General features: G+C 31.2%; 10 protein-coding genes. 1 reads left to right on the top strand and 9 read right to left on the bottom strand.

Going from position 1 to position 15,402, the window contains the following annotated elements:
• Positions 1-23: 23 nt before the first annotated feature.
• A complete protein-coding gene (locus KM029_RS20110) occupies positions 24-983 on the bottom strand; it encodes a helix-turn-helix transcriptional regulator (protein WP_144076642.1) in 960 nt (319 codons plus the stop codon).
• 426 nt (positions 984-1,409) lie between these two features.
• On the opposite strand from KM029_RS20110, the gene KM029_RS20115 reads away from it, so the two are divergent.
• Positions 1,410-1,592, top strand: a complete 183-nt coding sequence (locus tag KM029_RS20115) for a hypothetical protein (protein WP_144076643.1) — start codon at positions 1,410-1,412, stop codon at positions 1,590-1,592.
• 63 nt (positions 1,593-1,655) lie between these two features.
• Here the strand turns inward: KM029_RS20115 and KM029_RS20120 are convergent, their stop codons facing one another.
• The 8 genes from KM029_RS20120 to KM029_RS20155 all read right to left on the bottom strand — a co-directional run bounded on the left by KM029_RS20120 (position 1,656) and on the right by KM029_RS20155 (position 15,378).
• A complete protein-coding gene (locus KM029_RS20120) occupies positions 1,656-3,251 on the bottom strand; it encodes a sulfatase (RefSeq protein WP_205125533.1) in 1,596 nt (531 codons plus the stop codon).
• 156 nt (positions 3,252-3,407) lie between these two features.
• Entirely contained in the window at positions 3,408-4,943 is a 1,536-nt protein-coding gene (locus tag KM029_RS20125; protein WP_184679445.1) for a sulfatase-like hydrolase/transferase, read from the bottom strand.
• Between the two features lie 133 nt (positions 4,944-5,076).
• On the bottom strand, positions 5,077-9,843 hold the full coding sequence (locus KM029_RS20130) for a sulfatase-like hydrolase/transferase (protein WP_144076647.1): 4,767 nt from the start codon (positions 9,841-9,843) through the stop codon (positions 5,077-5,079).
• Positions 9,844-10,007: 164 nt separating this feature from the next.
• Positions 10,008-11,483 carry a sulfatase family protein gene (locus tag KM029_RS20135; RefSeq protein ID WP_205125534.1) on the bottom strand — a complete coding sequence of 492 codons (1,476 nt, stop codon included), beginning with the start codon at positions 11,481-11,483 and terminating at the stop codon, positions 10,008-10,010.
• A gap of 118 nt (positions 11,484-11,601) precedes the next feature.
• Entirely contained in the window at positions 11,602-12,735 is a 1,134-nt protein-coding gene (locus tag KM029_RS20140) for an NAD(P)/FAD-dependent oxidoreductase (RefSeq protein ID WP_144076648.1), read from the bottom strand.
• Positions 12,728-13,423, bottom strand: coding sequence for a methyltransferase domain-containing protein (locus tag KM029_RS20145; protein WP_144076649.1), 696 nt, complete (start codon positions 13,421-13,423; stop codon positions 12,728-12,730). The genes KM029_RS20140 and KM029_RS20145 overlap by 8 nt, the downstream gene beginning before the upstream one ends.
• Positions 13,424-13,426: 3 nt before the next feature.
• Positions 13,427-14,476, bottom strand: coding sequence for a type III polyketide synthase (locus KM029_RS20150; protein WP_144076650.1), 1,050 nt, complete (start codon positions 14,474-14,476; stop codon positions 13,427-13,429).
• 14 nt (positions 14,477-14,490) lie between these two features.
• On the bottom strand, positions 14,491-15,378 hold the full coding sequence (locus KM029_RS20155) for a UbiA family prenyltransferase (RefSeq protein WP_144076651.1): 888 nt from the start codon (positions 15,376-15,378) through the stop codon (positions 14,491-14,493).
• Positions 15,379-15,402 lie beyond the last annotated feature (24 nt).

The raw sequence follows: 15,402 nt of genomic DNA on the forward strand, positions 1-15,402 counted from the left end.
GAATTTAAAGGCCTAGGATATTTCTAGGCCTTTTTTACGTCTGAAGGAGAATAGCCAAAATGCTTTTTATACGTCCTACTCATATGTGATAAATGTGTATAACCTAACACATCACTTATATCTACCAAAGTTCTATCTGTATTTCGTATCAGTCTATCCACCTCTTCTATTCTATGCTTATTAAAAAATTGAAGAATTGGCATTCCATATACTTTTTTAAATGTTCTATGTAGTTTTGATAAACTCATCCCAACGTTTTCACTTAAAATTTTAAGATTAGGCTGGATAGTATAATCTTCTAATAATTGATCTTTAAGCATAACCATTTGTTTTATATCAGAAGGATGGATATTAAAAGCAATGTGTTTTTGATTGTTTGTTTCTAAAACACGCTTAAACATGGTCAATATCTCAATTGCTTTACCTAAAAAAATCCCTCTTCGAATATCTTTTTGATGCATCACATTAAAGATATCATTTACTAAAACATTTATTTCAGGCAATAAAGAACTGTAATAAAACCACGGCATTTTATTTTCCATTAACTGCGTAATAACCGTGTTACTATTATCTGCCAATAGATGAAATTTATCTTTTGGGAAACGAATAAAAACCCATTTTAAGGCTGAGTTTTCTTCTGATGTAATAGAGAATTCTTGGTTGCCATTATAGATATAAATACATTCTCTACTGTTATGTTTTGTGGCATTATCACCTTCAAATTTACCTGTAAAGCCTATTCGAATACCTATAAAATCTGCGTCTTGTCCATTTCTATTATTATAAACAAATGCTCTTTTTAATTTTAAAGAAGTAACACCAATATTTATGTCTTCAAGAAAATTATAGCATACAGAATTGATAAAACCAAAATCATCTGAATCGATCAATAACTCTTCACCATCCCAATTTCCCCCATAAGTCTGTTGTAATTGAGAGAAAAATTCAAATACATTTTTCTCATCACCTTCTAGTATATCCATAAAATAAAGATGATAAAAAAATAGATCGGTCAAAAGTCTAATTCAACCTTTTTTGTAATAGTGTAAATGTATTATTCTAACTGTATAATCACATTTATAAACCAATATTCTTTATTCAGCTAAAAAATAAACGCTGTATATAAATTGAATTTAAAGGTTTAAAACAGCTATTTTCATTTATTTAAACTGAAAAAAGAGATGAAAAGTAAACTATTTTAAGAGATGTACTGTTATAAAATTAGAATACGAGACAAGATATTACATTGTAAGAAATTTAAAATCTTGCAAGAATAGATCAACTAAAATGCTCAATTCTATTGATTTGTATGTGAAACATGACCAAGTAAATCATATTAATCAATTCCATGCGACCACCACCATATCAACTGAGAGAACCACCATTCTTTATTATTAAATGATATGATTATGAGAGCTGCATTATTTTGTATTTCCCTTCTTATTGGTTTAGTTTCTTGTACAGAGACACCTTCAATTTTACCAAAAGATCCAAATCAAATTCAATTGATTAAAGACACTGTTGAGGAGTCACCGACTAGTTTAGATACAACTACGGTTATACCAACCAATCAATTGATAATTCACCCCTAAATTTACAAATAAAAAAAGCTGCAGATTTATAACCCGCAGCTATTCATTACATTTATCAAGAACCTAATTTACAATATCATTAAATTTCACTTTAATAATGGTCTCCATTTGTGCTTTCAAATCCGCTTTTACTTCAGCATATTTTTTATCTGATGCAACATTTTTCCATTCATAAGGGTCTGTAAAATGATTGTATAATTCTTCTTTACCATCGGTGTAATGTATATACCTCCACTTTTCTGTTCTGTATGAATAATTTTGCTCGTTCACTTTAAAGTTTTTAGATACTGCTCCCCAAACTCCTTTTACGCTTAAAGCTCCTTCAGGTCCTTCCCATTTTTTTGTTTTAGGATTTTCTATGAAAGGTATAACACTATATCCTCCTAATTCTGCACCACCTTCTGCTTTTAAATTAGAGGCCTCAATACCTGCAAAGTCTAACACTGTTGGGTAAAGATCTACCAAACTTACAGGGTGCGTTACCACTTGATTTTTCTTTGCTTTTGGATCTCTTATAACATAAGGAATTCTTGTTGCCTCTTCGTACACTGTATTTTTAAAAAGTAGCTCTTTTTCGCCCATTTGCCAACCATGGTCTGAAGTGAAAATTACAACTGTATTGTCTGCAAGTCCAGAAGCTTCTAAACCTTCTAGTACAGTTCCAATCTGAGCATCAACAAAAGCTACACAGGCTAAATATGCTTGTAAAAATGTTTTTAATGCTAATTCTCTATCACCATTATACGATGATAATAAATCTCTATAATATCTAGAACCTTTACCTTTTGTACCGAATATTTCTTGATAGTAAATATCATCCGTATCATCTGCAGTCCACTTATCTAACTCGATTTTATCTAAAGGAAACATGTCAAAATATTTATCTGGAGCATGTAAAGGAGTATGAGGTCTTACAAATCCGATCCCCATAAAAAATGGTTTTTCAGTTTTAGTATTTGCAAATTCTTTAAATTTATTGACTGCCCATTCAGCATGCTTTTCATCATATAATAAATCTCTATCACTGTCAGAGTTGTATTTAACAGGTTTCATGTTCCACCCTTCAACTAAACCAGGAACACCTCTCTCCCCATTATGATTGGGCATTTCCGAAATTCTACCATACGATCCATCAATTGGTCCAATTTTATTAAAGGGAGCAGGAACCGAAGGATGTGCAGCTAATTTGTCGCCATTATAATAAAATGGTCCATAATTATGTTTAATATCAAGCCCCCATTCGTTCCATACTTCTTTTTCGTTAGCATGCATTAATTTACCTGAAGCCAATGTATAATAACCATTTTCCTTTAAGACTTGTACAAATGTTTTATTATGTTTTAATACTTTCTGTTTTAAATGTGGTGTCCAACCAAAATCTGAAGATGCTGAAGGATAAACCCCAGTAAATAAACTATTTCTAGAAGGCTGGCAAACAGGAATGTTAGATTGAGCATTAAGAAAACGTGTACCTGATTTTGCTAATTTATCAATGTTAGGTGTTTTAGCTTGTGGATGTCCTCCAAATACTCCTTGATAATCATTAAGATCATCACACATTATAAAAAGTATATTTGGTTTGTCTTTCTTTTTTTGTGCATAGTTATCATGAACAAAAAGAAAGGAACAAAAAAGGATAGTAATAAGTAATCTATTCATGTCAGTGAAATCAAAAAATATAGAATTGCTATTTAATAAATGCAATCTACCCATTTAAATAAAGTGATATAAGCACTCAGTATTTCAACACTAGTACAAAATTGATCAATTAAATTTGGATTAGTAAAAATAAGCTTTGCATAGCTAATTATATTACTACTGTTGTGGAATTATTAATCTTAATGGAGTGCCATTTTTTTCTGGATATAAAGCTTCCATTTGTGTTAACTCAATTTCTAATTTCACCATCATTTCATTCAACTTTACTGGATTATCAGTAGCTAAATTTGTTGTCTCATAAGGATCGTTACTAATATTATACAATTCATATTTTGGTCCTTTTTTAATTTGATAATGGTAAATTATTTTCCAATCGTTATCAATAAAACTCGTAAAGTAACTAGACCTATGCTTGTGTGGAAAGTGATTTATAAACTCATTTGTTCTTTTCTTATTCTCTTTCCCGTTAAACTGAGTTTTTAAAGAAAAACCATCTGTAATATATTGTTCAGGTATTTCTGTTGCTGATAGTTCGCACACCGTTGAAAATATATCTATTACAGTTCCAATTTGATTTTGAGTGGCATTTATTCCAACAGGTATTTTTCTTTGATTTTTATTTTTCTGACTTGGAGTTACCCACGATGTAATAAAAGGAACGCGCATTCCCCCATCCCAATGTTTACCTTTTTTCCCTTTAAAGGGTGTAGAACTTCCGTAATTATCAACTAGTTTAATAGGTGCATCAGAACCATTATCTCCCATAAAAAGTATAATTGTGTTTTCGCCTAAACCTAATTGTTTTACGTGTTCAATAATGTCACCAAGCGATTTATCCATCCCTTCTACTAATGAGGCATAAGCTTGCGTTCTTTCATTCATCCCAGCATCTTTATAGTTATCTATAAATCTAGGATCTGGATTAAATGGAGCATGTAATGCATAATGAGCCATGTATAAAAAGAACGGTTTGTGCTCATCTTTGGCTTTTGATATTGCAGCATTTGCTTCTAATGTTAGTGCCTCAGTTAAGAAAATCTCATTATTATGGTATTTTTCTAAACCTGGAACTGCTCTCGCTTTATTACCTGCAATATGACCAAATCCGTCTTTACCGTAATAACTACCAGGTTGTCCAATTGAACTCCCAGCAATATTTACATCAAATCCTAAATTCATAGGTTCTTCACCTTCGCTACCGTAAGGTCCAAAGTGAGCTTTGCCTACATGTATAGTTCTATAACCATTGGCTTGAAGAATTTTTGGTAATGTGACGTTTTCTTTTGTTAAGCCATTCCAATTCCAGTCTTTAGGACCAAAAGGTGTTTTGTTATTTTCTTCTGATTTAATCCAATTGGTTACTTTATGTCTAGCAGAATTTTGACCTGTCATTAAAGAAGTTCTTGTTGGTGAGCAAACACTATGTGCATAAAAGTTAGTGAATTTTGTGCCTTGCATTGCCAACTTTTCCATGTTTGGTGTTCTATAAAACTGATTTAATGGATGCACAATAGATTTCCCATTTCCATCAATAGCAAAAGGTAATGATGTATCCATTAATCCCATATCATCTACTAAAAAAATGATAATATTAGGTGGCGTTGTTTTATTTGTTTTTACTGGCGGAGTAGCATTAGTATTTGTAAATACCAGAAAAAAAATGATTAGGAAATTTATTGGTTTTGTAAACATGTTTATTTCATTCAGTTCAAAAAATCTTTACATTAAAAATAACATACCATTCATTTTATATCAAATACACTGTAAATGTGTGTAAAAAAAAGGATGAATATTGCTCATAATATTCATCCTTTAGTTACTTCATTTATTTTTTCTGAAACCTTATAGATTCCTCATTGTTTATTCTCATTATGTAAACACCCGCTGGTAAACTCGAAACATCTACTCTACCAGTAGAAATTGTAGAATATTCAAACTGCCCCAGAACATTATATATCGCAACTGATGTAGATGAATTTACACCTTTAATATAAATTGTATGTTCTGCAGGAACAGGATACAATACATATTTACGTTCCCATTCATTTTCAATTGCTAAAGGATCGTTTGTTTCGGTAACAGTGAAAGTTATGCTAGCAGAAGCAGGGTTATACTCATCATTACCTGCTTGTGTAACTGTAATTGTCACTTCACCTGCCTCACCTGATAAAGTAATTGTTTCATTATTTAACGTTGCAGGACCTTCTACTTCATAAGTTAAAGTTAAACCAGAAGTTGTTGTAGCAGAAACGTTAATTACTTGCACACCAACTTGATCACCTATAGATGAAATAGTAATTACTTGATCCATCTTTGTTGGGTCATCTACTGTTATTACATTAAAAGTAACCGTTTTTGACGCTGCTTCATACATGGCATTTCCTGCTTGAGTAACCGTAACTTTTACTTCTCCTGTTTCACCAGTTAATGTAATTTTGTTTCCTTCAATCGTTGCTGGGCCTTCAATTGCATAAATTAAGGCAAGGCCAGAAGTTGTTGAGGCGTCAATAGTAAATGCTTCATCAGAAACTACCTTATCTTCTATAGTCGTAATTGATATTGTCTGTTCTAACTTAGCAGAACTTACAGAAGTCTTAGCATATAAATGTATTCCTCCAACTTGAAAATTCCATCCAGAATTGTTTTCTTCATTTGTGTCAACTATTTCAATTTTGACAAATTTAGTATCAGTTGGAATAGCATTTTCTGGAATAATAGCAAATTCATGAGAGTGTCTCCATTCATCTATTTCACCACTTTCATACACAATATCATTAGTATATAAAGATGCTTGTTTTGTTTCTATTTTAGTATAAGTATTATTATCTGCTGACACATATACATTTATTCCATGATCTACAAGTTCTATATCTAAGGCTGTATTAGCTATCTTTGAATGGTTTTCCCAAACATTAATTTTAAAATGTTCTAGGTCTTCTATTTCATAAATAATACTTCCTGCTTGGTTATCATTTCTAAACATTCTATTCTTATCACCTCTGTAAGAAATACCATTATCATTCGTGAAATTCAAATTATTTGTTCTAGAATAAAATTTGTCTGTGGTAGTAAATTCATCAGAAACTTCGGGTAAAAGTGGTCCGTTAGGTTTTAATTGACCTTCTTCTAATTCAAATATTGATTCATCAACTGAAATAGAAATATTATCAATTCCTAAGTAAGGGACTTCGTTATTATTTGTATAAAACCTTACTTTACCTAGGTTACCTTTATCAAAACCAACACCATTTCCTTCTAAAGAAATCTTAAGGTATTTCATATCTTTTGGTAAAGAAGCACTAGAACTAAATGTTACTAAGTTATTTCCCCAAGTGTAGTTACCTATAAATTGTTTCGTTACTAAAGTATCCCATACTACTTGATCTACTGAATATAGACAAACTATTTTCCCATTGTCTTCTAAATCTCTACCGTTTAAGGTATTCCAAAAATCGACAGAAAAACCATGTAAATCATTTACCTCATAAGTAATATGTGCATACCCTTCTGCTTCTCTTTCAATTAAACTAGGATCGGTAGTTATAGAATTACCCCATTGTACCGTAGATGGGCCAAAATTATGACTATCAATAACGTTTGAGAAATCACTTAATTCATCTACACTTTCTAAGTTATTATATAAAATGTCGTTTAACTTTTTCTCCATAGCCTCTTTAACTTCAGCATAGGCAGGTTCGTCAATTACATTAAACCATTCATTTTTATCATAATTATGATCGTATAACTCATCATCTTGTTCGTAATTAGAGATATATCTAAATCTTTTTGATTTTAGTGCGTAATTATGGAAATCTTTATATCTGAAATACCAATTACCTACACTCGTTAAAGCTACTTCATCTCCTTCCCAAGTACCATCTGATGGATTTGCTAAGAAAGGTTTCATACTATGACCATCTAAATCAGCACCTTTTTCATTTTTCTTATTATCTCCCGTCAAATAACAAAGGTCTTTTAAAGTGGGGTAAACATCTACTAGAGATACTGGCTGATGCGACTTTTGACCCGCTGTATTTTTATGAATTGGAGACTTAATAATTAAAGGAACTCTTGTAGCATGTTCCCACAAGTTATTTTTCCAAGCATAATCTTTTTCACCCATATTATAACCATGGTCAGAAAAAAGTACAATTACTGTATTATCTGCATATTGACTGTTCTCGACTGCATTTACAACTCTACCTACCATTTCATCTGCAAAAGCAATACTCGCTAAATATCCCTGTAAATAACGTCTTATCCCTTCTTGTCTATCTGTATATTGATTTTCTAAGGCATTAAAAATAGATTGTCCTCTACCATCTTTATTTGAAGTATCGTCAAGATCGTTCCATATTGATGCAGGTATTTCAATATCCTCTAATGGAAATTGTTCAAAATATTTATCAGGAACTGTAAATGGTGAGTGCGGACGAATAAGACCAACTGACATCATAAATGGGTTTTTGCTGTCTTTTTCATCTAACTGTTTGATTTGTTGTTCTATCCATTCAACACTTTTCTCATCAGGCATTTTTGAACGTTCTTCATCAGAAGTATATTCAAATTTCTCTTTTAATGTAGTTGAATACCAACCGTTAAAACCAGGTTGTACATCAGACACATAAGGTACGTTAGGAATATTTGATAGAGGTCCAAATGTTCCATCTAAACTTCCTCCTTCTTTTCCCATTTCTAGCGTATTATCTGGATGTTGAACACCAGATTTACCATTAAAAGCAACAGGTCCATAGTCATGTGTATTTTCTAAGTAATAATCGTAACCAAATTTATTTTCACCTGCGGCACTATGTGTAATTTTTCCTGTTTTATAAGTTGTATACCCATTTTCTTGAAAATATTGAGAAAGTAATTTTGAGTTAATTAATGTCTCATTATTTTTAAAATTTGATGCTCCTGTTCCAAAATGGTTTGAGGTTGAAGGCAAAATACCACTTAAAAAACTAGCTCTTGATGGGTCACAAAGTGGGGCATTACTATGAGCATTCGTAAATAGAATACCAGAGTCTGCAAGTTTATCTATATTTGGTGTTTTTGTTTGCATATTCCCCCCCATAATACCGATGTAATCGTTCAAATCGTCTAAGACAATCATTACTACATTTAATTCTGCATGTGTAATTGCTAAATAAAAACGTTGAGTTATTTCACCTGAATTTGCTCCTGTTACTGTTACATCAACTTCATATACTCCATCAGTATTTTTATCATTTATATGATCTAAAGAAGGTTGGTTAATAAAAGAAAGATGACCTTCTGAATTTACAGAAAAAAGCTCTTTATCGTCTCCACCAGTAATTGTATATGTTACTGCATCAATAGCAATAATATCTATTTTTAAGTATCCGCTATTCTCAGCATAATTTTGGTGTGCTCCTGTTTTAATTGAGGGAGGTAAAATAACATTCTGCCCAAATTCAAATGTTCCTAAATCAGGAATTTCATCTGTTTTTCTATCAGTATTAAATGCGTCATAGTCAGTTGCTGTAATAGGATCACCTTTGTCTAATGCAATACTGATATCATAAATTGGCAAGTAAATTAAACCTGTTGTTTCATCCACTGTTAAAGCTCCAAAAGCAAGATCATCTAAGCTTGTAATTGCTACATTCGTATCATCAATTAGGTTTTCATCATCTGTAGCACTAATTATGTTATGATGAGCAGTGACATTTAAAGCACTGTTTACTAAAATGTCTACCCCTCCATCATTATCACCATAACTTTTTGTTGGGTTATAGATTATATTATTAGTAATAGTTACAAATTGATCTACCGCTGCACTATTTTTAAGTTCAATACCTTCTACTTTTTTATTCCCTACAGCATAATTATCAACAATTGTATTGTTATTTAGGTTTAAGTTTCCTACTGACATTACAAATGCACTACCATTCATAGATGCAGATTCGTTGCCAATAAAAAGGCTATTTTCAATGGTTACGTCATTCGAGTTTCCATTAGAATATATTGCTCCACCAAAATGAAATCCAACATTGTTTATAAATGCAGAACTTTTTATTGTTAGTGGACCTTTTGCCGTTAATGCACCTCCTTGCCCGTAAGAATAATTATCTATAAAATTACAGTATTCTATTTCAACCGTTGATGTTACGTTATTATTATAAATAGCTGAACCTCCTGCTAAATTATACTTTTCTTGTTCATCATTATAAGTTCCTCTAATATTACCATGACGTAGTGTTAGAAGCTTAAATTTCACTACTAAATTTTTTTGTGTAATATTAAATATTCTATTGTTAAGAATAGCCTCTTCCACGGTGTTAGAAGGTTTAATTTCTTGTGCTTGTACTATAGAAGTAGAAGCATTATCCCCAATAAAAGTCAAAGATTTAGTAACAGAAATGTTATTTTCTGTCAGCGTTCCTTGTAAATGAATTATATCATTCTCTGCGGCTGTAGTAATTGCTTGTGTTATTGTAGCAAAAGGTTGATCAATTGTTCCCACATTGGCGTCATTCCCTTCATTGCTTACATAAAAAGTAGATTGCCCAATAGCTAGAGAACTAGTTAATAAAGCAATACATAAAATAATAGTAATTCGTTTCATAAATCTGTTTTGTTAATACATTACCTAAATACAAAGAGCTTAAGTATTTAGTAGTAGTCTAAAAAAATTAAGTAGCGCGCTGTTTAATGTATAATGTTAAAAGTGTTAGTCTGTAATAAATAATGTAGAGCAGCATTTCTTCATCACAAACTAACTTAGAACATCTATTTTAAATGTTTATTTTTATTCTTCTTTTTTTTCTCTTGCATCTTGATCCAATAATCAGAATGAATTAACCCCATAAAAACAGGATCAATTAGTTCTGAATCCCAAGAGATTCTTAGTTCTTCAATTTGTTGCACCTTATCTGAATGCTCATTTTTAATATTTTTAGTTTCACTAATATCTGTTGATAGATTATAGAGCTCATAAACATTTTTATTATCCGCTAAATTTCTAATCAATTTATAATCGTGATAGCGAACAGCATATTTTTGTTGATCAAACTTTCTAAGGTAAATAACTTCATGAGGATAACCATTGTCTTTTCCTGTCACAAAAGGAATAAGATTAACACCATCTAAAGGTTTATCTTTTTCAATTGGTGCACTTGATAAAGCCACTGCAGTTGCAAAAATATCAAGAGAACTAATGGCTTTATCAAATGTCTGATTTGCCTTTATAGTTCCTGGCCAACACATTGCAAAAGGTACTCTAAAACCACCTTCGTATACAGATCCTTTACCTGCTTTTAATACACCATTATTAGAAGCATTTTTTGGCTCAGGCCCTCCATTATCAGATAAAAAATAGATAATTGTATTTTCCGCTATACCTTGTCTTTTTAATTCTTCTAGAACCTGACCTATTCCATCATCAACAGCACTAACCATTGCTGCATACGTTTTACGCTTTTTATCTTTTATGTTTTCAAAACGTTTTAAGTATTTTTCTGATGCTTGTAAAGGTGAGTGTGGAGCATTATAAGATAAATACAAAAAGAAAGGATCATCTGATTTTCCATTTCTTCTTATAAAATCTGAAGCATGATCAGAGAATGCATCAGTAAGATATTTGTTAGTTTTAACAGGTGTATGATTTTTCATAATCCATGTTTTGTAACTATCCGGTTCTTCTAAATCAGCACCATAACTATTTTTAATAGTTAATAACTCAGGAAAATAAGCATGTCCTCCACCAAGGTGACCGTAAAATTCATCAAAACCTCTATTTAATGGATGATTACTTTTGTGTGCCCCTAAATGCCACTTACCAATTATGCCTGAATGATAGCCAACTTCCTTAAGCGTAGTCGCAATAGTTCTTTCCGTTTTTGGTAATCCCATATTTGGGTCCTCTGTTTTATATTGAGGGTTTCTTTCAAAACCAAAACGTTGCTGATATCTTCCTGTAATAAAACCGGCTCTTGATGGACCACATACTGAATACGATACATAAGCATTAGTAAATTTCACTCCATTGTTAGCAATCTTATCAATATTTGGAGTGGGAATATCTAAACACCCATTAAAACCTACATCTTGATAGCCAAGATCATCACACATTATTACAATAATATTAGGCTTTTTTCTTTTATTACTAGGCGTAGTATTATCTAATGTTGAGAAACCAAAAAGGAAACTTAACGTGATTACTACGATTGGTAGAGTATATTTTTTATTTGATAATTGAAGCATCATAATTCATTAATTCAAAAAATCATTTCTTGAATTTGCACATTTTATAAATGTACATTGTAACATTTAAGTAGAGGTGTAAAAAAAATGCTAAAATATATAAATAAGTGCTATTAATATATTAAAAAACCTCGCCATGAGTGCTCTTAATTAATGTTTTGGTTAACGTAGAAGAATTATTTAAAAGCTTAATTAATAGATTTGTTGTTAGAGAATTCCCAAAAAAACGCTGAATAATTCGTCCTGTAAATAATCTTTTGCCAAAAGTTGATTGCCAAGTCTTGTGATAAATATCTGTCATCTGCTCCCAAGAAATTTCTTCTTTTAAATAACTATCCATTAGAGGTGTTAAGAAAACAGATGCTTGCATTGCCATAGTCATTCCATTACCACATAGTGGTGCAATTAATCCAGCAGCATCACCTAGCATAGGAATAGTATTTTCTGAAATAGATTTATGTGAAAAATCTACTTTAGCAATACTTAAAGGTTTATCCCAAACTCTTTCATATTTAAGGTATTTATTGAGAAAGGGGTTTCTCGAAAGGTATTTTTGTTCCATTTCTTCTAAAGAATGAGCGTCTTTTAAATAGCTTCCCTTTGCTAGAAAGCACATACAAATCAAATCATTCTCTATTTTTGAAATTCCGCAATAACCACCAGAAAAATTATGAAGTTCGATTATATCAGAAGGTAAGTCTCCTTTTAAATGATATTTTACTCCAACAAAGTTTTTTAAACGAGTGTTCTTTAAATTTTCTTCTAAATATTTTCTTCTAAAAAATTTATCAAGATTAGATCTTTTACCAAATGCTCCGATAACAGATTTAGACTTAAAAATATTCTCTTTAGTTTCTATTTCCCACCTTTTGGCTATCTGCTGAACCCCTAAAACTTTTGTATTAGTAATTACCTGAACACCTTTTTCAATTGCTTTTTGATACAATAAATCATCGAGTAAAAACCTACTTATGCCTCTCCCTCCAGAGGTAAGAGTAGAAGTTAAAAATTCTCCGTTAACAGCACTAACTTTGAGTTTATCAATTATTGGTAATTGTAGTGCGTTTGCATCAATACCAATTCTGTTAAGGAAACCCCAAGCTTCTTTTGCTACATATTCTCCGCAGACTCTATGCATAGGATAATTCTTTTGCTCAATTAACAGTACTTGCCAACCTAAATCAGCCATTTGAATACTTAATGTTAATCCACCAAGACCACCTCCAATTATTACTACATCAAAAATATTAATCATTTTTTAAAATAATTAGCCAACGAAAAGCCCATTTCCATTCTATAGAATAATTTCTTACCAAAGCCGCTTCCAAATAGTATTCAATTTCATTCAATGAAAAACCACGTGCTACAGATAAACAAGCATCGTTTTTTACTAAGTACGATCGTGAGAAAAAAGTAGTTAGGTATTTTATACTATAATAAGCCAAACTATGCCTGTGGAGATCATTAATTACACATCCGGTAGTTGCATTTCTTTTCATCCAACTAAATAAAAATATGAGGTCTTTATCTTTAAGGTGATGACAGAATAAATTTGTAATAATTATATCAAATTGATCGCCACCATTTATAATATCTCTATAATCTGAACGGATAAATTTGATTGGTAAACCTTCTACATTTTTGCGTGCATAATCAATGCATTCTGCTTTAAGGTCTACTCCTATTAATTCTAATTTATATTTTGATCCAAATCTTTTATAGATTTCCTTTAGAGTATCGCCTCCTCCAGAACCGATATCAAGAATTCGATAAACATGCTTGTCATCTTTTAGTAATTCTGATAACCCATCTAAAACAACCTTATACCCTCCTAATAATGAATTAATTGTATGTAATTCATCTAAATTTTTATGTAAATCTAATTCAGGTATGTCATCTCTATCCAATAATTCCAATTGGTTGCTTCTTTGTCCTAAATCCATAATTTATAATTGATTTAATGTCATTGCCTCCATTGTTAAACCAGGTCCAAAACCTGCAGAGAAAATTGGTCCTTTAGTTTGCTTGTCTAGTAAAGATTTTAATACAAACAATACTGTTGCAGACGACATATTACCATTTTCTTTAAGCACATCGTATGATGTTTGGAGTTCACTTTTATCAACTCCGATGGCAGCGGCAATGGTATTTAATATTTTCACACCACCCGGGTGAAAGGCCCAATTTAATTTTCCTCTATCTAATTTTCTCTCCTCAATTACATCATCAAGTAAACCTTTAATATCATCTCTTATAATATCAGCAACATAATTACTTAACCTCATTTTAAAACCAAGAGATGTCACTTTCCAAGCCATTTCTGATTTTCCAGACAAGGCCAATCGAGAATCAAAACCAACAAGTTCAAATTTAGAATCTTTATTCTTTATTGATGATAAATGAACAACAGCTGCACCATCTGCAAATAAAGAATTGGCTAGAATATTATCATCATCTGTTTCATTCTGAAAATGAATAGAACATAATTCTACATCAACCATTAACACTTCTGCTGTATTATCTGATTTACATATTTGATCTGCAATTCTTAAACCATGAAAAGCTGCATAGCAACCCATAAAATTGACCGCTGTTCTAACAATTTTATTAGATAAACCCAATGCCGAGATAATATCAATTTCTAAACCTGGCGCAGAGATTCCAGTACAAGAAACTGTAATAATGTGCGTAATTTTTTGTAATTGTTCTTTTGTAACACATTTATTTATTGCTTTAACAGCTAATGGTAAGGCTTCTTTTTCAAAAAGATCCATTCTATCTTCTACATTTGGAACCGTTGTGTTAAGGAAATATTTATATAAATCTGGAATTACAGAATGTCTATGTTCAATCCCACTGTTTTTATATATAATATTCAATAATTTACGTTGCCTGTGCATATCATCTGTTGTACTTGACTGCATGAAAGCCAATAAATCACTCTGAGAATGTTTATTATTTGGTGATGAGGTAGCTATATTTTGTATGTATGTCATTCTTAATTTTTCTCTTATAACTGAAATAAATCAGTATGGTTTAAAACCGCAAGAAGAATGTAACATCCGTTCATACATAAAGCAGAAGTGTTGTTCATTCTCATAAGGTTTTTAAAATTTGCTGCACTTTTATTTTTTAATGTTTTTGCCATCCATAAATTAAACCATATAATTAATGGGAAAAGAGCAACCACAAAAACATAAAAATGTACAAATGTTGTTTTTTCAAAATAATAATAAAGTAATATCCCTGCTATAGTAAACATTACCGTCCCGAAGTAAAATGTTCCGTTTATACCCAAAAGCATACTCAAACTTTTGTCTCCACTTTCTGCATCTTGCTTATGCTGATAAATTTGAGATAAAGGGTATGCTCCTCCAATCATAAAACTTGATGCCACTGCAGCATAAGGAAGAAAATTGGAGAAAAAATTAAGATTTCCAGATTTTACACCTTCAAAAACCATCCAAAAAGTCCAGAATCCTTGAAAAATGAAAACTGTAAGAAAACCTAGTATTGGGAATTTTTTTAATCTGATTAATTTAGAACTATAAGCTCTCGACATTAATATATATACAAATAATAACCCCGTAAATACAGTATTCACAAATAGTAATGCTAAACATAAACCTGTTATATCCATCCCTAATGTTACCCAATACAATTGTTTTGTACTCATTGGTGGTTTTTCTAGTCCCCCAATACTTTCAGTATCTTTATCCATATAACTATTATAACCATTACTGGCAGGGTAAATTAGAAGATGTAAAAGAAAAAACACCCAAATAGCTTTACTTGTATTCAACAAACTAGTTTGGCTTAATGCAAAAAAATAGATAGGCATTAAATAGATTGAGAATGGAATACGAAGAAGTGTGATTGTATTTTTAAGGTTGTTCATAAATTAGATCAAAAAAACAGTTAG

The sequence above is a fragment of the Flammeovirga kamogawensis genome (assembly GCF_018736065.1).
In the GTDB taxonomy this organism is placed as follows: domain Bacteria; phylum Bacteroidota; class Bacteroidia; order Cytophagales; family Flammeovirgaceae; genus Flammeovirga; species Flammeovirga kamogawensis.

What these genes read in the sequence shown, in the direction of transcription:
- KM029_RS20130 (WP_144076647.1), bottom strand. Translation starts at nt 9,843, where the DNA reads ATGAAACGAATTACTATTATTTTATGTATTGCTTTATTAACTAGTTCT.
- KM029_RS20135 (WP_205125534.1), bottom strand. Translation starts at nt 11,483, where the DNA reads ATGATGCTTCAATTATCAAATAAAAAATATACTCTACCAATCGTAGTA.
- KM029_RS20120 (WP_205125533.1), bottom strand. Translation starts at nt 3,251, where the DNA reads ATGAATAGATTACTTATTACTATCCTTTTTTGTTCCTTTCTTTTTGTT.
- KM029_RS20125 (WP_184679445.1), bottom strand. Translation starts at nt 4,943, where the DNA reads ATGTTTACAAAACCAATAAATTTCCTAATCATTTTTTTTCTGGTATTT.
- KM029_RS20140 (WP_144076648.1), bottom strand. Translation starts at nt 12,735, where the DNA reads ATGATTAATATTTTTGATGTAGTAATAATTGGAGGTGGTCTTGGTGGA.
- KM029_RS20110 (WP_144076642.1), bottom strand. Translation starts at nt 983, where the DNA reads ATGGATATACTAGAAGGTGATGAGAAAAATGTATTTGAATTTTTCTCT.
- KM029_RS20115 (WP_144076643.1), top strand. Translation starts at nt 1,410, where the DNA reads ATGAGAGCTGCATTATTTTGTATTTCCCTTCTTATTGGTTTAGTTTCT.
- KM029_RS20155 (WP_144076651.1), bottom strand. Translation starts at nt 15,378, where the DNA reads ATGAACAACCTTAAAAATACAATCACACTTCTTCGTATTCCATTCTCA.
- KM029_RS20150 (WP_144076650.1), bottom strand. Translation starts at nt 14,476, where the DNA reads ATGACATACATACAAAATATAGCTACCTCATCACCAAATAATAAACAT.
- KM029_RS20145 (WP_144076649.1), bottom strand. Translation starts at nt 13,423, where the DNA reads ATGGATTTAGGACAAAGAAGCAACCAATTGGAATTATTGGATAGAGAT.